Origin of the sequence: Umezawaea tangerina (assembly GCF_003002815.1) — a bacterium.
In the GTDB taxonomy this organism is placed as follows: domain Bacteria; phylum Actinomycetota; class Actinomycetes; order Mycobacteriales; family Pseudonocardiaceae; genus Umezawaea; species Umezawaea tangerina.
On the sequence record NZ_PVTF01000023.1, the window covers coordinates 1 to 16,622 of the forward strand.

Below are 16,622 nucleotides of genomic sequence, written 5' to 3' on the forward strand. Positions count from 1 at the left end.
TGGACAGGTTGCTGCCATACCTGCCGACAACCCGTCCAGCCCACAGGCAGTCCAACAAAACCCCAGCTCAACAGCACCTAACGAAGTCCTACTAGCCACCCGATACGAACGACACGGCAACAACTTCTGCGCGTTTCTCACTCTGGCCGCAGCGCTGACCTGCTTCAAGAAGCTACCCACATGAGACGCCCTCTAAGAGGTCGGCACGGCGCTCGACTCCCACAACGTCCGCCGGGCGTTCCGGCGAGTCGTCAACGCGGCTGGACTCATCGGTGCGGAGTGGACGCTGCGGGAGATGCGGCACAGCTTCGTGTCGGTGCTCTCCGCGTCCGGGGTGACACTTGAGGACATCGCACGCCTGGTCGGCCACAGCAGCACCACCGTCACGGAGACGGTCTACCGCCACCAGATCGTGCCCGTGATGCAGCACGCCGCGATCACGATGAACGACATCTTCCCGTCAGCCAGCTAGGCCGTTGTCACTCAGTTAGTCACTCCGGTCCACAACTGATCGCACAGGCAAGATCATGAGGATGATCCATCCGAAGGCATGAAAAGGCCCTGCTGACCAGGCATTATGCCGTGGTCAGCAGGGCTGATTCAGACCGTCGGGACGACAGGATTCGAACCTGCGACCCCTTGACCCCCAGTCAAGTGCGCTACCAAGCTGCGCCACGTCCCGGCCGCTCCCCGTCTCCGGGGTGCTGGGAAAGCTTAGCGCATCTGCAGTAGTGCTTCGACACGGGGGGTCGGTTTGGTGATCAAGGGGGGTGAGCTGGGGGTTTGGGGGTTATCGCTTGGTGGGTTTGCCGGGCTTGCCGGTTGCGCCGCGCTTCTCGCGGACGCGGACGGAGATGCGGACTGGGCTGCCGGTGAAGCCGAACTCCTCGCGGAGCTTGCGTTCGATGAAGCGGCGGTAGCCCGCCTCGAGGAAGCCGGAGGTGAAGAGGACGAAGGTGGGGGGCCTGGTGGCGGCCTGGGTGGCGAAGAGGACCTTGGGCTGCTTGCCACCACGTACGGGGGGTGGGGTGGCGGCGATGAGGTCGGTGAGCCAGGAGTTGAGGCGGCCGGTGGGGACGCGGGTGTCCCAGGAGGCGAGCGCCGTGCGGAGGGCGGGGGCGAGTTTGCGGACGGCGCGGCCGGTGAGGGCGGAGATGTTGACGGTTTCGGCCCAGGGGACGCGGACGAGGCCTCGTTCGAGCTCTCGGACCATCTCCTTGCGGCGGTCCTCGTCGACGAGGTCCCACTTGTTCATGGCCAGGACGATGCCCTTGCCGGACTCGACGGCCATGGTGAGGACGCGGAGGTCCTGCTCGCTGATGGGCTCGCTGGCGTCCAGCAGGACGATGGCGACCTCGGCGGAGTCGATGGCGGCCTTGGTGCGCAACGAGGCGTAGTACTCGGCGCCGCTGGCGAAGTTGACGCGCTTGCGCAGCCCGGCCGTGTCGACGAAGCGCCAGGTCTCGTCGTCGAGCTCCACGAGGGTGTCGACGGGGTCGACGGTGGTGCCCGCCACGGAGTCGACGACGGAGCGGTTCTCGCCGGTGAGGCGGTTGAGGAGGCTGGACTTGCCGACGTTGGGCTTGCCGACCAGCGCGACGCGGCGGGGGCCCGCGACGGGGTTGAAGTCGTCGCGGGGGGACTCGGGCAGGGCGCGCAGGATCTCGTCGAGCAGGTCGCCGGAGCCGCGGCCGTGCAGGCCGCTGACCGGCCACGGCTCGCCGAGGCCCAACGACCAGAGGGACGCGGTCTCGGCCATGAGCCGTTCGTCGTCGACCTTGTTCGCCACCAGCAGCACCGGGCGCTTGGAGCGGCGCAGGATCTTCGCCACGGCCTCCTCGGTGGTGGTGGCGCCGACGGTGGCGTCCACGACCAGCAGGATGACGTCGGCGGCCTCCATGGCCAGCTCGGCCTGAGCCGCGACGGCGGCCTGCAGGCCGGTCGCGTCGGGCTCCCAGCCGCCGGTGTCGACGACCGTGAACTTGCGGCCGTTCCACAGCGCGTCGTAGGCGATCCGGTCGCGCGTCACGCCGGGCACGTCCTGCACGACCGCCTCGCGGCGGCCGATGATGCGGTTCACCAGGGTCGACTTGCCGACGTTCGGGCGTCCGACCACGGCCAGCGTCGGCTGCGGTACGGCGACGCCCTCCTCGCCGTCCTCCGAGCCGTCACCGTCGAAACCCGACCAGTCGGACTCGTCCGTCCACGTGCCGTCCAAGTCCGTCACTTTGCTTCTCCACTCAGACTTCTGTCGCGAAAATCGTCCAGTTCGGCCACCAGGGTGGCCAGGCGGTCGCGCACCTGCTCGGTGGCAACGTCGAGTGCCTGTTTTCCCTTCCCAGGGGGCAGCTCGAACGGCTCGCCGACCAGCATGTCGACCACGGGCAGAAAACGGCGGGTCGTGCCCGCCGGGCGCAGCGTGCCCCGGCACGCCACCGGCAGCACGACCGCGTTCGACGACCGGGCCAGCCAGGCGGCGCCGTGCTGCGCGTCCGCCACGTCGCCCGCGCCCCGCGTGCCCTCGGGGAAGACCCCGACGACGCCACCGGCGCGGAGCACCTTCAACGCGGCGAGCAGCGGTGCCCGGTCCGGCACGCCGCGGCGCACCGACAGCTGACCGATCTTCCGCAGGAACCAGCCCAGGGGCCCCGCGAACATCTCCTGCTTGATGAGGAACACCACCCGGCGCGGCAGGAAGCCGAACAGCAGCGGCCCGTCCGCCATCGAGCTGTGGTTGGCCACCACCACGACCGCGCCCGTCACCGGCACCCGCTCACGGCCGCGCACCCGCACGCGGAACGGCAGCCCATAAGGGTACCGCGCGATCCACCTGCCGAAATCCGTCCACCCCGCCGACGCGCCGTCGGGGAGCTGTCCGGTCACCTGGTCACCCGATCCGCCACCCGGAGGCCGCGCTCGTCGACCAGGTCCAGCAGCGCGTCCACGGTGCCCACGAGGTCGAGCGAGGTCGTGTCGACCTCGACCGCGTCGTCGGCGGGCCGCAGCGGGGACACCGCGCGCGTCGAGTCGTAGGTGTCGCGCCGCTGCACGTCCGCCAGCGTCGCGTCCACCGTGACGACCCGCCCGGCGGCGGTGTCCTGCCTGGTCCGGCGCTGGGCGCGGGCCTCGGCGGACGCCGTCAGGTACACCTTCAGGTCGGCGTCGGGCGAGACGACGGTGCCGATGTCGCGGCCCTCGACGACGATGCCGTCGGCCTCCGCGATGATCCGGCGCTGCTCGGCGACGAGCAGCTCGCGCACCTCGCGCACGGCCGAGACGGGCGACACGGCCAGAGTCACGTCGGCGCCGCGGATCTCGGTGCCGACGTCCTGGCCGTCCAGCGTCGTGGTCGCGTGCTGCGGGTCGGTGCCGAGCTCCAGCCTGCACGCGCGGGCGATCGAGATCACCCGTTCGGTGTCGAGCGGGTCGACGCCCGCGCGGAGCACGGCGAGCGTGACCGCCCGGTACATCGCGCCCGTGTCCAGGTACCGGGCACCGAGGATCGCCGCGAGGCGGCGCGCCACGGAGGACTTGCCGGTGCCGGAAGGCCCGTCGAGGGCCACCACGCCACGCAGCTCACCTTGTCCCACCGCGACTTCCTCCTGTTGTCGACTGGCGAGGGCTGCTATTTTCCGATGCCCGCGCGCTTCCATTGTGCCTGGTGCGGAGCGTCACGCCCGCAGCAGGCGTGGTTAGTCCCCGAACTCGGCCCGCTAGTCCTTGCCGCCGTCCACGAACAGCTCCTGCCCGGTGATGCCGGAGGCCTGCTCGGAGCAGAGGAACAGCACCGCCGCGGCGACCTCGTCGGCGGTGGCCAGCCGCTGCAACGGGGTGCGCGAGGCCACGTCCGCGACGTGGTCGGCGAAGTCCCCCGTCGCCGCCGCGGTGCGCTCGGAGGCGATGAGGCCGGGCACGACCACGTTGACCGTCACGCCCGAGGGCCCGCCGTCCCACGCCAGGCTGCGGGCGGCGGCGTGCACCGAGCCCTTGGCGGCGGCGTACGCGCCGAGGCCGGGGATGCCCGCGCGCACGACGGCGCTGGACAGCAGGACGACCCGGCCCCAGCCCGCGGCCGTCATGCCGGGCATCGCCGCGCCGACCAGGTCGAGCATGCCCTCGGTGTTGGCGCGCAGCGCCGTGCGCCAGTCGACGGCCGGGTCGGACCAGGCGAACGCGTTGTGCACCAGCACGTCCACCGGGCCGACCGCGTCGAGCAGCGCGGCCGCGGACCCCGGTCGGGCCAGGTCGAACGGTTCGGCGCGGACGCCGAGCGCCTCGACGCGGGCGCGGTCCTCCCGGTACGTGCCGACGACGTCGTAGCCCTCCTTGACCAGGGCCGACGTGATCGCGGCACCGATCCGACTGCCGCCGCCGGTGACGATCGCCTTGCGCACGAGCCACTCCGTTCACGGGGTCCGACCCCGTCAACGGTACTCACCCTGCAGAGCCGACCGGCTACCGCTCGTGAACCGATCGGTCCTCCGGGCGGCTCCCGGCCGTCAGTGGTTGAGGTCGGTGCGCAGGCCCGCGGCGCCGCGCAGGTAGACGTGCTTCACCTCGTCGCGGTGCAGGTCGGTCTCCACGTGCGCCATCAGCCGGATCACCCTGGGCATCGCGCCGGGTACCGCGATCTCGGTCGCCGACAGCAGCGGCACGTCGTCCAGCCCGGCCAGCCGCGCGGCGTAGGCCGGGAACTCGGACACGACGTCCGGTGTGGCCGTCAGGATCACGCTGATCAGGTCGTCCGTGCTCAAGCTGTTGCGCGTCAGGACCTCGCGGACCAGCTCGGCTGTCGCCTCGAGCACCTGGTCCCGGTCGTCCGCGTCGATCTGGGTCGCTCCGCGAATCGCTCGTACCGCCATTCGGGGGACTCTAGTCAGGCGAGGTCGGCGAGCAGCAGGCCGCTGCGCGGTTTGGGGGTGAAGTAGGTGCTCTTGCGGGGCATCCGCTCCCCCGCCGCGTGCACGGCCAGCACGTCGGCGAGCGGCACCGGGGCCACGAGCAGGACGGCGTCGGCGGCGACCGAGCGCCACCGGTCGTCGGCGACCGGGCGCACGCGCGGGGACTCGGGGTCCAGGCCGAGCGCCTTCTCCAGCAGCACGGACTCGACGGCGGCGTGGTCGATGCCGGGGGTGGGGAGCCCGACGCGGAGCACCCGGTCCGGGCAGACCACGACGACCGCGCCGGGCGCGGGTGGTTCGACGGCGGCGAGGTCGTCCACCCGGAGGCCGACCCCGCGCCAGGCGGTGGCGAGGTCGTCGGCGGTGAGGCCGGTGTCGACCAACGCGCGGTGGATGGGGCCGATCCGCAGCGCGGGGCCTGCGGTGACCAGTGCCAGCAGGCCGCTGAGCCCGGCGGCGGCCGCGGCGGCCACCCGGTGGTTGCCGTCCGCGACGAGCAACGGGTGCGCGCCCGCCGCGTCGAGCAGGGTGTCCTGGCGCGCGCCGGGACCGACCAGCCAGAGGCGGTGCCGACGGCCGCCCGAGTCCACCAGCGACACGGCGGGCTCGGAGCCGAACTCGGCCTGCAGCAACGAGGTCAGCTCGTCGTGCGGGGCGACCGGCACGAGCATCGCGGCGCTGGTGGCGACGCCGAGCCCGGCCAGGACGCGGGCGCGTTCGGCCACGACCTCGGGGTAGACCTGCTCGCTATGCCGCACGCGGGTGAACCCGTCGGCGTCGACCGCGGCCGGGTCGACCATGCACAGCAGGCCGCACGCGGTCCCGTCCGGACCGTCCACCCAGTACGGCGCGACCACGTCGACGACCGGCCGGTAGGACCGGCGCACGAGCTCCGCCAGCGCCGCGCGGGCCACCGGCAGCGAGTCGAGCAGGCTCGTCCCGGCGGCCAGGGCGGCGGGCGTGCGGTGCGGGTGCTGGACCGCGAGCAGCGTGCCTCGACCGCCGTCGGGACCGGCCAGCGCGCGGACCACGCGGTCCGGTTCGGCGAACTCGTCGACGTCCGGACCGGGCACCCGGTCGCGCACCACCCATCCCCGCCGCACCGGCTGAAGCCATCCCGTCATCCGGGCACGGTACTGCCGTGGACGGTGCCGGCACGCGGTCGCGGCGGCGCAGCGGCCGGTCCTGTCATGGGACGTAAAGTAAGCTTTAGCTCATGAACGTCGAGGTGACCCCACTGCCTGGCATCGGCACCCGCCAGGACTTCATGATCCGCGCGGATCGCCGGATCGGGGTGATCACCTACCGCGACGGCAAGTTCGAGCTGATCGTCTCCAAGACCGACGACCCCGACGCGTGCATGGCGTCGATACCGCTGACGCCCGCCGAGGCGGGCACGCTCGCCGGCCTGCTCGGCGCGCCGCAGCTGGTGGCGCACCTGGCGAACCAGCACAGCGAGGTCACCGGGATCGACACCAAGCAGTTCCCGATCGTCCCCGGCTCGCACTTCGACGGCCGCGAGCTCGGCGACACCCAGCTGCGCACCAGGACCGGCGCGTCGATCGTGGCGGTCGTGCGGGCGGGCACCGTGCACCCGTCGCCCCGGCCGGACTTCGTGTTCGCGGGCGGTGACCTGGTCGTGGTGGTGGGGACGTCGGACGGACTCTCGTCCTCCGCCGAGATCCTGGGTGGTGGCTGAGCACCCGTGCACACGACAGCGATCGCCCTGATCCAACTCGGCGCGGTCTTCTTCGGCCTGGGCCTGCTCGGCCGGGTGGCGTGGAAGATCGGCATCTCCCCCATCCCGCTCTACCTGATCGGCGGTCTGGCCTTCGGGCACGGCGGCCTGGTCCCGCTGGACGGCATCGAGGAGTTCACCCACATCGCCAGCGAGATCGGCGTGGTCCTGCTGTTGCTGCTGCTGGGCCTGGAGTACTCGGCCAGCGAGCTGGTGACCGGCCTGAAGCGGTCGTGGATGGCGGGCCTGCTCGACATCGTGCTGAACGCGACGCCGGGCGCGGTCGCCGGGCTGCTGCTGGGCTGGGGCCCGGTCGGCGCGCTCGCGATGGCCGGTGTCACCTACATCTCGTCCTCGGGGATCATCGCGAAGGTCCTCGGCGACCTCGGCCGCCTCGGCAACCGGGAGACGCCGGTCGTGCTGTCGGTGCTGGTGTTCGAGGACCTGGCGATGGCGCTGTACCTGCCGATCCTGACCGCCGTGCTGGCGGGCGTGAGCTTCCTCGGCGGGCTGAGCGCGGTGGGGATCTCGCTGGCCGCGATCACCGTCGTGCTGGTGATCGCGCTGAAGTACGGCCGGTACGTGTCCGCGATCGTGGACTCGCCGGACGCCGAGGTGTTCCTGCTCAAGGTGCTCGGGTCGGCGCTGCTGGTGGCGGGCATCGCCTCGCAGCTGCAGGTGTCCGCCGCGGTGGGCGCGTTCCTGCTGGGCATCGCGATCTCCGGGTCCACCGCGGAGAACGCGACCAGGATGCTCGAACCGCTGCGCGACCTGTTCGCGGCGATGTTCTTCGTGGTGTTCGGCCTGAACACCAACCCCTCCTCCATCCCGCCCGTCCTCGGCGTGGCCGTGGCGCTGGCCGTGGTGACGACGCTGACGAAGGTCGCGACCGGGTGGTGGGCGGCTAAGCGGCAGGGGATCGCCAAGATGGGCCGGGCCCGTGCCGGGGCGGCGCTGGTGGCGCGCGGCGAGTTCTCGATCGTCATCGCCGGGCTCACCGTGGCCTCCGGCGCGGTGGACGAGAAGCTGGCCGCGCTGGCGACGGCGTACGTGCTGCTGATGGCCGTGTTCGGGCCGGTCACCGCGCGGATCGTGGAGCCGGTGGTCGGGTTCGTCCGCAAGCGTCGGGGCCTGCGCACGGCAACCGCCTGAACCCCTTGGGCATTCGAGTGAACCCCGGTATCCAGGCCGGTGGCGGCGTCTCACTACTCGCGTAGGGATCCGCCGCCACCGTCCCCGAAGGGGGTCGTCATGTCACAACCGACGAGCACCGAGACCACCGGTCGCTACCTGGTGCTCCTGGAGTCCGGCTCCACCGCCGCGAGCGTGCGCGAGCTGGACCACGTCGCGGGCATCCAGGTCGCCAGCACCACCGACACCGTCGCCGAGCAGATCGCGAGCTCGGACGGCCTGATCTTCCACGAGCTGGGCATCGCGCTCGTGGACGCCACCCCCGACCAGCTGCCCGGCCTCAACCGCGCGGTCGACGAGCCCGGCCCGGTGCTCGCCGTCGAGGCCGAGCGGGTCGTGCACGCGATCACGGCGACCGACCAGGACGCCGACGTGACCGCGGTCGACGAGAGCGCGTTCACCTGGGGCCTGCAGGCCGTCCGGGCGAACCTGAGCACCGCCACCGGCAAGGGGATCCGGGTCGCGGTGCTGGACACCGGGTTCACCGTCGCGCACGCCGACTTCGTCGGCCGCACCGTGACCACGAGCTCGTTCATCCCCGGTGAGGCGGTCGACGACGCGCACGGCCACGGCACGCACTGCGTCGGCGTCTCGTGCGGTCCGCGCAAGCCGGCGAGCGGCCCTGGTTACGGGGTCGCCTACGAAGCCGAGATCTTCGCGGGCAAGGTGCTCAGCAACGCCGGTTCCGGCAGCGACGGCGGCATCCTCGCGGGCATCGAGTGGGCCATCGCCAACGGGTGCGCGGTCATCTCCATGTCGTTGGGCGCGGCCACCCGCCCCGGCACCGCGTACTCCGCGATCTTCGAGCAGGCGGCGTCGCGCGCGCTCGCCAAGGGCACGCTGATCATCGCGGCCGCGGGCAACGAGAGCAGGCGGCCCGGCTCGGTCAACCCGGTCGGCCACCCGGCGAACTGCCCGTCGATCATGGCCGTCGGCGCCACCGACGTGCAGGGCGCGCTCGGCTTCTTCTCCTGCGGCACCGTCGACGCGGTCGGCGCCGTGGACGTCGTCGCACCCGGTGTCGACGTGTACTCCAGCTGGAACGCGGCTCCGGGCACCAAGCGCCTGCAGGGCACCAGCATGGCGACCCCGCACGTCGCGGGCGTCGCGGCGCTGATGGCCGAGCGGTACGGGGCGCGCGGGTTCGAGCTGTGGGCGCGGCTGGCGCAAACCGCTCGCCGACTCCCCTTGCCTTCCACCGATGTCGGTGCAGGATTGGTGCAAGCTCCCTGAGGTCGCACCCGGAGGTCGCCGGTGGAGAAGGTCGTGGTCTCGATCGCCGACGACAGGCTGGACCGGTTGCCCGAGGTCGTCGCCGCGCTGCGCGCGGCGGGGCTGGTCGTGGACGACGTCCTCGAGGCACTCGGTCTGGTGACCGGGGCGGTGCGAGCCGGGGGGCTGGCCGCGTTGGCGGCCGTCGACGGGGTGCTCGACGTGGAGCGGCAGCGGGGTGTCCGGGTGCTGCCGCCGGAGGGTCCCTGAGCGCGTCCGAGGCCGTCGGGGGGCGGCCTCGTCGCTCACTTGCGGTCGACCCGCCCTTGCGCGGCACCGTGTTCCTGGAACGCCTCGCACGCCCGTGCCCACGCCGGGTCACCCTCGACCAGCGCGGAACGCAGGTAGGCCCACGTCATGCGCTGGGTGACGGCCAGCCGGTCCGGGTCCTCGTCGTCCGACTCGCGCGCGTCGTAGCCCGTCACGCCGCCGAGGAAGTGCTTGGCTCCCACCAGGGTCAGCAGGGCGTCCGCGCCGGGGCCGTGGTGGAAGGGGTCGGCGTGCCAGTCGGCGCCGCGCGCGGTCAGCGCCGGGCTCACGTCGTCGTCACCGAAGACCACGAGCGTCCGGGTCGTCATGCCGGAGAAGTCGGTGCTCAGCTCGGGCAGCCGTTCCCGCAGGGAGGGCAGGACGTCGGCACCGCCGCCGACCGGCGCGAGCAGGACACCCGCTTTGACCCGCGGGTCGAGGTACCCGTCGCCGTCCTCCAGGTCGGTCAGCCGCGCCCCGAGCAGCATCGCGGCCGTGTGCGAGCCGCCGGAGTGCCCGACCACCGCGATCCTGTCGTGGTCGAGACGGCCCGCGACCGCGGGTGCCTGCGCCTCGATCTCGTCGAGGCCGTCCAGGATCCGCACGAGGTCCGCGACGCGGGACCGCCAGAAGATCGGGAAGCCCGGCGCGGCGGGGTCGAGCCCGAGTCCGCCGACCCGCGCGCTGAGGTGCGTCGGCTGGACCACGGCGAAGCCGTGCGCGGCGTAGAAGTCCACCAGCGGGCCGTAGCCGTCCTTCGACGGGAGGTAGGTCGACTCGCCGCCGCCGTGCGAGAGGAGGACCACCGGCAGGTCGCTTCCGGTCACCGGTGCGGTGACGCGCAGCGCGAGCGGCAGTGCCCGGTCGGGTGCGGGCAGGGTGACCGGGTTGACCGCCGCGGTCGGGGTCGCCTCGACGACGGGGATGTGCCGGGCGGTGCGGAACAGGCTGTCCGTCATGCCACCACCGTGCCGCGCGGCGGACGGCTCGGGCAGGCAGCGCACATCCCAGGAGCGCCTCTCCCCGCCTGCGGCGCCGCACGGGGACGTTCACGGTCGGGCGCGGGCTCAGGGGGTGCGGAGCATGCGGAGCACGAGGTCGGCGTAGAGGGAGCCGATCTGCTCCGGGGTGCGGGTGCCGTCCGGGCGGTACCAGCGGGCGACGTCGATGCAGAGCGACAGCACGGCCAACGAGGTGCCCTTGAGGTCCGGCACGGTGAAGGCGCCGGACCGCACGCCCTCCTCGACCATCGAGCGCACGTGCGTCTCGATCTTGCGGCGCAGCTCGGCGACCACGGCGTGGTGCTCCGGGGAGAGCGCGCCCAGCTCGTACTGGACGACGCGGGCCGTGGTGCGGAACTCGGCGTGCCAGCGGGCGAACGACGCCACGGTCCTGGCCATCCGGTCGACCGGGTCGGGGTCCTGGACGCCGGTGAGGACCTTGAGGGAGCGCTCGTGGCCGATCCTGCTGATCTGGAAGAGCAGGTCCTCCTTGGACCGGTAGTGGATGTAGACCGCGGCCGGGCTCATACCCGCGCGCGCGGCGATGTCGCGGGTCGTCGTGGCGTGGTAACCCTTGTCGGCGAAGGCCTGGGCGGCCGCGATCAGCATCCGGCGGGCGGCGTCGGGGACCACGTCGTGCCAGGACTGGTCGAGCAGGGCGTACTCACCCAGGCTGGTCATGTGCCCTCCGCGATCGTGTTGACAGGGGGTCGGATGGTACTGCAATCTAAGCGCACGCTTATCTCTAAGCAACCGCTTAGTATGTCGTTTTGAGGAGGCTTTCGTGCAGCGGACGCTGTTCGACGCGGACCACAACGCGTTCCGGGAGTCGGCACGGGAGTTCGTCGACCGCGCGCTGCGTCCGAACTACGAGAAGTACGTGGAGCAGCGGTTCATCGACCGCGAGGCGTGGCTGGAAGCCGGTCGCCAGGGGCTGCTCGGCCTCGAGGTGCCCGAGGAGTACGGCGGCAGCGGCGCGGGCGACTACCGGTTCAACGCCGTGTTCGGCGAGGAGCTGTGCAAGCTCAGCGCGGGCATCGCGTCGTGCATCGGGATCCACGCCGACGTCGTCGCGCCCTACCTGGTGGACCTGTGCACCGAGGAGCAGAAGCAGCGGTGGCTGCCCCGGTTCTGCTCCGGCGAGATGACCACCGGCATCGGCATGACCGAGCCGTCGGGCGGGTCCGACCTGGCCGCGCTGCGCAGCGTCGCCGTGCGCGACGGGTCCGACTGGATCCTCAACGGCTCCAAGACGTTCATCACCAACGGCTACTCCGCGGACATGATCGTCGTGGCCGCCCGCACCTCCCCGGAGAAGGGCGCGAAGGGCATCACGCTGTTCGCCGTCGAGACCGGGATGAAGGGCTTCGAGCGCGGCCGCAAGCTCGACAAGGTCGGCCAGCCCGAGTCCGACACCGCGGAGCTGTTCTTCAGCGACGTGCGGCTGCCCGCCGAGCAGGTCATCGGCGAGGTCGACCGCGGGTTCATCTACATGATGGAGCGGCTGCCGCAGGAGCGCATCGGCGGTGCCATCTCGAACCTGGCGCACGCCGCGCAGATCCTGCTGGAGACCATCGAGTACACCAAGGAGCGCAAGGCGTTCGGCCAGTCCATCGGGTCGTTCCAGGCCAACAAGTTCCTGCTCGCCGAGCTGGTCACCAAGGTCGACGTCACGCAGGCTTTCCTCGACCAGTGCACGCTCGCCCACACCCGCGGCGAGCTGACCGCCGTGGACGCGGCGAAGGCGAAGTACTGGAGCGCGGACGTGCAGAACGAGGTGCTCGACGCCTGCGTGCAGCTGCACGGCGGCTACGGGTACATGACCGAGTACCGGGTCGCCCGCGCCTGGATGGACGCGCGGGTCACCAGGATCTGGGCAGGCTCCAACGAGATCATGAAGGAACTCATCGGCCGCGACCTCGGCCTGTGACCACCCACCCGGAAGGGCTTTGCTGACATGGGAATCCTCGACAAGTTCCGCCTCGACGGTCAGGTCGCCATCGTCACCGGCGCCTCCTCCGGTCTCGGTGTCGCGTTCGCCAAGGGCCTCGCCGAGGCGGGCGCGGACGTCGTGCTCGCCGCCCGCCGCGCGGACCGGCTCAAGGAGACCGCGCAGCTGGTCGAGGCCGCCGGTCGGCGCGCGCTGATCGTGCAGGCCGACGTGTCGCTGCCCGAGGACTGCCGTCGGGTCGCCGAGGAGGCCGCCGCGTTCGGGCCGGTGTCGATCCTGGTCAACAACGCCGGTGTCGGCACGGCCGTGCCCGCCTCGCGCGAGACGCCGGAGCAGTTCCGCGACGTCATCGACGTGAACCTCAACGGCGCGTACTGGATGGCGCAGGCCGCCGCGGCGGCGATGGCGAGCGGCGGTTCCATCATCAACATCTCCAGCGTGCTGGGCCTGATGTCCGGTGGCCTGCCGCAGGCCGCGTACTCGTCGTCGAAGGCCGCGCTGCTCGGCCTCACCAGGGACCTGGCCGCGCAGTGGAGCTCCCGCAAGGGGATCCGCGTCAACGCCATCGCGCCCGGCTACTTCGAGAGCGAGATGACCGACACGTACCCGGACGGCTACCTGGAGGCGCACCTGAAGAGGGCGCCCATGGGCCGTGTCGGCGACGCGGAGGAGCTGGCCGCGGCCGTGGTCTTCCTCGCGTCCAGCGCGGGCGGCTACGTCACCGGCGCCACCCTCGTCGTCGACGGCGGCCTGTCGATCGCGGGCTGAGAACGCTCCGGGAACCCCGTGTCCGGCGAAAGTCGGGCGCGGGGTTCCCGCATTCCTGCGACGATCCTCACGTGGAACTGGATCGGGTGCTGGTGGTGGACGTCGAGGCGACCTGCTGGGCGGGGCGACCGCCGGACGGCGAGACGTCGGAGATCATCGAGATCGGACTGTGCGAACTGGACGTCGAGTCCGGGCGGCGGATGGGCAAGCACAGCATCCTGGTGCGGCCGGAACGGTCGTCGGTCAGCGAGTTCTGCACGTCGCTGACGACGCTGACCCCCGAGCAGGTCGCGGGCGGGGTGACCTACGCGGAAGCGTGCCGCTTGCTGCGCAAGGACTTCCGCTCGCGCGACCGCGTGTGGGCGAGCTACGGCGACTACGACCGCAAGCAGTTCGAACGCCAAGGCGCCTACCCATTCGGCCCGCGCCACCTCAACGTCAAGACCTTGTTCGCCCTCACCAGGAACCTCCCCCGCGAAGTCGGCCTCGCCGAGGCGCTGCGCATCGCGGGTCTCCCGTTGGAGGGCACCCACCACCGCGGCGACGACGACGCCTGGAACATCGCCGCCCTGCTGGCCGGAATCCTGCTTTCCGCGCGCCGGTAGGTAGGCTTCGCCGGTGAGCAACGCCACCGTCCCCGAGCGCCTGATCAGCGCGGCCACCGAACTGTTCGCGGCCAAGGGCTTCGACCGGGTGGCCGTGCAGGAGGTCGTGGACCGCGCGGGCGTCACCAAGGGCGCCATGTACCACTACTTCGGCTCCAAGGACGACCTGCTGCACGAGATCTACGGCAGCGTCCTGCGCATGCAGACCGCCCGCCTGGAGGAGATCGCCGCGGGCCCGGAACCGATCACCCACCGCCTGCACGCCGCGGCCGCCGACGTCATCGTCACCAGCATCGACAACTTCGACCAGGCCAAGGTCTACTTCCGCTCCGCCGACCACCTCGCCGAGGACAAGCGCCTCGCGATGCGCGCCGAACGCCGGACCTACCACGAACGCTTCCGCGCCCTCGTCGAGGAAGGCCAAGCCGCGGGCGTGTTCCGCACCGACATCCCAGCGGACCTCACGGTGCACTACTACTTCGGCTCGGTGCACCACCTCGGCACCTGGTACAGCCCGGAGGGGCCGTTGGCGGCGAAGGACATCGGACGGCACTACGCCGATCTGCTGCTGGCTTCGTTGCGACTTTAGTCGCGGACATCCGCGCCGTTCCGGAGATCCCGCGCAGCCGCGTCGCGTGGCAGGATCCCGTGATGACGGTCTTCGTGAACGAGCTGGGGCCGCGCGACGCGCCCAGCGTCGTCCTGCTCCACGGTCTGAGCACCAGCGGATGGATGTGGCGCGAGCAGGCGGCCGCGCTGGTCGGGGACCTGCACGTGCTGATCCCGGACTTACCCGGACACGGCCTCAGCAACGACCACCCGTGGATCTCCCTGTCCGACACCGTCCGGGTCGTCGCGGACGTCATCGCCTCCCGCACGCCGTCGGGCCGTGCCCACGTCGTCGGGTTGTCGCTGGGCGGGTACGTCGCCGCCCTGCTGGCGGCGGACGCGCCGGAGGTGGTGGACAGCGCGATCGTCAGCGGGGTCAACGTCCTGCCGTTCCCGAACCCCGCGGTGATGCGACTGGCGGGCCGCGTGATGGGGCCGTTCGCGACATCGGGCCCCGTACTGCGGGCGAACGCCCGGACGCTCCGCGTGCGCGACGAGGACTTCCAGGCCTACCGGGCTTCCGCGAAGGCGATGGCCAAGGGCACGATCGGGCGCGTCACCGGCGACGTGATGGCCTTCCGCGTCCCGGCCGCCGCGGGCACGTCGCCGTGCCGGTTGCTCGCGGTGGCGGGCGGGGACGAGAACGAGCTGATCCTCCGGTCGCTGCCCCGGTTGGCCGCCGGGTTCGCCGCGGGCTCGGCGCGGATCGCGTCGGGCATGGGGCACGCGTGGAACGGCGAGGAGCCGGGGCTGTTCACCGCCATGATCCGCGCGCACGTCGCGGACTCGCCGCTCCCGGAGGGGTTGTCGGCCGTGGAGTGAGCACGTCCGTGACGCCGAACGCACCCCTGACACCGGAATTGTCGGACCCTCGAAGTAGCCTCGAATCCGGGGGCCCATCCCACACGCGCGCGGGCGGGGGTCCCCCGAATCCAAGGCTACCCAAGGGGTACGACAATTCCGGCCGACGGTCGGACGTGAAGATCGTTCAAGCCACGAACAGGACCACGGTCTCCGCGACGCAGCCGGGTTTGGGGTTGCCGTCGATTTCGACGGTGACCTTCACGACAGCCTGCTTGCCCGGTGGGAAGTCGACCACGTCGAGGATCTCGGCGCCGGCGCGGACGCGGGAGCCGACGACCACGGGGCTGGGGAAGCGGACCTTGTTGAGGCCGTAGTTGACGCCCATCTTGAGGCCTTCGATGGTGTAGATGTCCTTCACCAGCAACGGGATCAGCGACAGCGTCAGGTAGCCGTGGGCGACCGGGGCACCGAAGGGGCCCGCTTTGGCCTTCTCCAGGTCGATGTGGATCCACTGGTGGTCGCCGGTGGCGTCGGCGAACAGGTTGATCTCGTCCTGGGTGATCTCGTGCCAGTCGCCGTAGCCGAGGTGTTCGCCCTTGGCCTCGGAGTACTCGTCGAGCGAAGCGAAAACGCGCATCGGAAGCCCCCTCAGTCCTTCGGTCCGCCGGCGACGTAGATGACCTGACCGGAGACGAAGCCCGCGCCGTCGCTCACGAGGAACGAGACGGTGTGGGCGATGTCGTCGGGGGTGCCGACGCGGGCGACGGGGATCTGGGAGGCGGCGGCCTTCTTGAAGTCCTCGAAGTCCATCTTGACCCTGGCGGCCGTGGCGGCGGTCATCTCGGTGGCGATGAAGCCGGGGGCGATGGCGTTGACGGTGACACCGAACTTGCCGAGCTCGATGGCGAGGGTCTTGGTGAAGCCCTGCAGACCCGCCTTGGCGGTGGCGTAGTTGGCCTGGCCGCGGTTGCCGAGCGCGGAGGTGCTGGAGAGGTTGACGATGCGGCCCCAGCCCTGTTCGGTCTGGAACTTCTGGACCGCGCGGCTCATCAGGAAGGCGCCCCGGAGGTGCACGTTCATGACGGCGTCCCAGTCGTCGTCGGTCATCTTGAACAGCAGGTTGTCGCGCAGGATGCCCGCGTTGTTGACCAGCACCGTGGGGGCGCCGAGCTCGTCGGCGACCTTCTGCACGACCTCGGCGACCTGGGCCGAGTCGCTCACGTCGAGCGCGGCGGCCAGGGCGCGCCCGCCGGAGGCGTTGATCTTCTCGGCGGCGTCGGAACAGCCTTCCACGTCGAGGTCGAGCAGCGCGACGGCGAAGCCGTCCTGCGCCAGCCGCCACGCGGTGGCGGCACCGATGCCCCGTGCCGCGCCGGTCACGATCGCTACCCGCGAAGCGGTCTCTGCAGCCACTGGTTCCTCCTTGAACGTGAGCTAAGCAAGCGCTTAGAAAGTACTCCGCGCGGGCTGGCTAGCGCCAGCTTGACGGCCTAGCATGTCACCAGAACCATACCGACTGGTCGGAATGTAGTC

Annotated in this window: 19 protein-coding genes, 1 tRNA gene and 2 pseudogenes; 11 read left to right on the plus strand and 11 right to left on the minus strand. The window is 71.4% G+C overall.

Annotated elements, in window-relative coordinates:
* Together CLV43_RS48990 and CLV43_RS44395 are read left to right on the plus strand one after the other, a co-directional pair.
* Positions 1-184: pseudogene (locus CLV43_RS48990) on the plus strand (hypothetical protein); the annotation flags it as partial.
* Positions 185-223: 39 nt separating this feature from the next.
* Positions 224-472, plus strand: a pseudogene (locus CLV43_RS44395) (tyrosine-type recombinase/integrase); the annotation flags it as partial.
* A 136-nt stretch (positions 473-608) separates the two neighbouring features.
* On the opposite strand, the gene CLV43_RS44400 reads toward CLV43_RS44395, so the two are convergent.
* From CLV43_RS44400 to CLV43_RS44430, 7 genes are all read right to left on the minus strand, one after another.
* Positions 609-682, minus strand: a tRNA-Pro gene (locus CLV43_RS44400).
* A gap of 108 nt (positions 683-790) precedes the next feature.
* Complete coding sequence (gene der, locus CLV43_RS44405) at positions 791-2,227, minus strand: ribosome biogenesis GTPase Der (RefSeq protein WP_106196583.1); 1,437 nt, start codon at positions 2,225-2,227, stop codon at positions 791-793.
* On the minus strand, positions 2,224-2,883 hold the full coding sequence (locus tag CLV43_RS44410) for a lysophospholipid acyltransferase family protein (RefSeq protein WP_106196584.1): 660 nt from the start codon (positions 2,881-2,883) through the stop codon (positions 2,224-2,226). The genes der and CLV43_RS44410 overlap by 4 nt, the downstream gene beginning before the upstream one ends.
* The gene (cmk, locus tag CLV43_RS44415; protein WP_245887493.1) at positions 2,880-3,590 is read right to left on the minus strand and encodes a (d)CMP kinase; all 711 of its coding nucleotides are present in this window, start codon (positions 3,588-3,590) and stop codon (positions 2,880-2,882) included. The genes CLV43_RS44410 and cmk overlap by 4 nt, the downstream gene beginning before the upstream one ends.
* Before the next feature lie 123 nt (positions 3,591-3,713).
* Positions 3,714-4,394 carry an SDR family NAD(P)-dependent oxidoreductase gene (locus tag CLV43_RS44420; protein WP_106196586.1) on the minus strand — a complete coding sequence of 227 codons (681 nt, stop codon included), beginning with the start codon at positions 4,392-4,394 and terminating at the stop codon, positions 3,714-3,716.
* 105 nt (positions 4,395-4,499) lie between these two features.
* Entirely contained in the window at positions 4,500-4,862 is a 363-nt protein-coding gene (aroH, locus tag CLV43_RS44425) for a chorismate mutase (protein WP_106196587.1), read from the minus strand.
* A 14-nt stretch (positions 4,863-4,876) separates the two neighbouring features.
* On the minus strand, positions 4,877-6,025 hold the full coding sequence (locus CLV43_RS44430) for a DUF1015 family protein (protein ID WP_106196588.1): 1,149 nt from the start codon (positions 6,023-6,025) through the stop codon (positions 4,877-4,879).
* Positions 6,026-6,117: 92 nt separating this feature from the next.
* Between CLV43_RS44430 and CLV43_RS44435 the strand changes: the two genes are divergently transcribed.
* The 4 genes from CLV43_RS44435 to CLV43_RS44450 all read left to right on the plus strand — a co-directional run bounded on the left by CLV43_RS44435 (position 6,118) and on the right by CLV43_RS44450 (position 9,312).
* The gene (locus CLV43_RS44435; protein WP_106196589.1) at positions 6,118-6,600 is read left to right on the plus strand and encodes a cation:proton antiporter regulatory subunit; all 483 of its coding nucleotides are present in this window, start codon (positions 6,118-6,120) and stop codon (positions 6,598-6,600) included.
* A gap of 6 nt (positions 6,601-6,606) precedes the next feature.
* The gene (locus CLV43_RS44440) at positions 6,607-7,791 is read left to right on the plus strand and encodes a cation:proton antiporter (RefSeq protein ID WP_106196590.1); all 1,185 of its coding nucleotides are present in this window, start codon (positions 6,607-6,609) and stop codon (positions 7,789-7,791) included.
* Between the two features lie 99 nt (positions 7,792-7,890).
* Complete coding sequence (locus CLV43_RS44445; protein ID WP_106196591.1) at positions 7,891-9,063, plus strand: S8 family serine peptidase; 1,173 nt, start codon at positions 7,891-7,893, stop codon at positions 9,061-9,063.
* A 21-nt stretch (positions 9,064-9,084) separates the two neighbouring features.
* Entirely contained in the window at positions 9,085-9,312 is a 228-nt protein-coding gene (locus tag CLV43_RS44450; protein ID WP_106196592.1) for a hypothetical protein, read from the plus strand.
* Between the two features lie 35 nt (positions 9,313-9,347).
* Here CLV43_RS44450 and CLV43_RS44455 read toward each other — a convergent pair whose 3' ends face one another.
* Positions 9,348-10,310 carry an alpha/beta hydrolase family protein gene (locus CLV43_RS44455; RefSeq protein WP_106196593.1) on the minus strand — a complete coding sequence of 321 codons (963 nt, stop codon included), beginning with the start codon at positions 10,308-10,310 and terminating at the stop codon, positions 9,348-9,350.
* A 108-nt stretch (positions 10,311-10,418) separates the two neighbouring features.
* A complete protein-coding gene (locus CLV43_RS44460; protein ID WP_106196594.1) occupies positions 10,419-11,033 on the minus strand; it encodes a TetR/AcrR family transcriptional regulator in 615 nt (204 codons plus the stop codon).
* 103 nt (positions 11,034-11,136) lie between these two features.
* On the opposite strand from CLV43_RS44460, the gene CLV43_RS44465 reads away from it, so the two are divergent.
* The 5 genes from CLV43_RS44465 (at position 11,137) to CLV43_RS44485 (ending at position 15,107) form a co-directional block, all read left to right on the plus strand.
* Positions 11,137-12,282, plus strand: a complete 1,146-nt coding sequence (locus CLV43_RS44465) for an acyl-CoA dehydrogenase family protein (RefSeq protein WP_106196595.1) — start codon at positions 11,137-11,139, stop codon at positions 12,280-12,282.
* Between the two features lie 27 nt (positions 12,283-12,309).
* Entirely contained in the window at positions 12,310-13,071 is a 762-nt protein-coding gene (locus CLV43_RS44470) for an SDR family NAD(P)-dependent oxidoreductase (protein ID WP_106196596.1), read from the plus strand.
* Between the two features lie 71 nt (positions 13,072-13,142).
* Positions 13,143-13,676, plus strand: coding sequence for a 3'-5' exonuclease (locus CLV43_RS44475; protein ID WP_245887494.1), 534 nt, complete (start codon positions 13,143-13,145; stop codon positions 13,674-13,676).
* Between the two features lie 13 nt (positions 13,677-13,689).
* Positions 13,690-14,265: a TetR/AcrR family transcriptional regulator gene (locus tag CLV43_RS44480; RefSeq protein ID WP_106196597.1), complete on the plus strand. Its 576-nt coding sequence runs from the start codon at positions 13,690-13,692 to the stop codon at positions 14,263-14,265.
* Positions 14,266-14,327: 62 nt separating this feature from the next.
* On the plus strand, positions 14,328-15,107 hold the full coding sequence (locus tag CLV43_RS44485) for an alpha/beta fold hydrolase (protein WP_106196598.1): 780 nt from the start codon (positions 14,328-14,330) through the stop codon (positions 15,105-15,107).
* 166 nt (positions 15,108-15,273) lie between these two features.
* Here CLV43_RS44485 and CLV43_RS44490 read toward each other — a convergent pair whose 3' ends face one another.
* Entirely contained in the window at positions 15,274-15,726 is a 453-nt protein-coding gene (locus tag CLV43_RS44490; protein WP_106196599.1) for a MaoC family dehydratase, read from the minus strand.
* Positions 15,727-15,737: 11 nt separating this feature from the next.
* Positions 15,738-16,502 carry a 3-oxoacyl-ACP reductase FabG gene (fabG, locus tag CLV43_RS44495; RefSeq protein ID WP_106196600.1) on the minus strand — a complete coding sequence of 255 codons (765 nt, stop codon included), beginning with the start codon at positions 16,500-16,502 and terminating at the stop codon, positions 15,738-15,740.
* Positions 16,503-16,622: the final 120 nt, after the last annotated feature.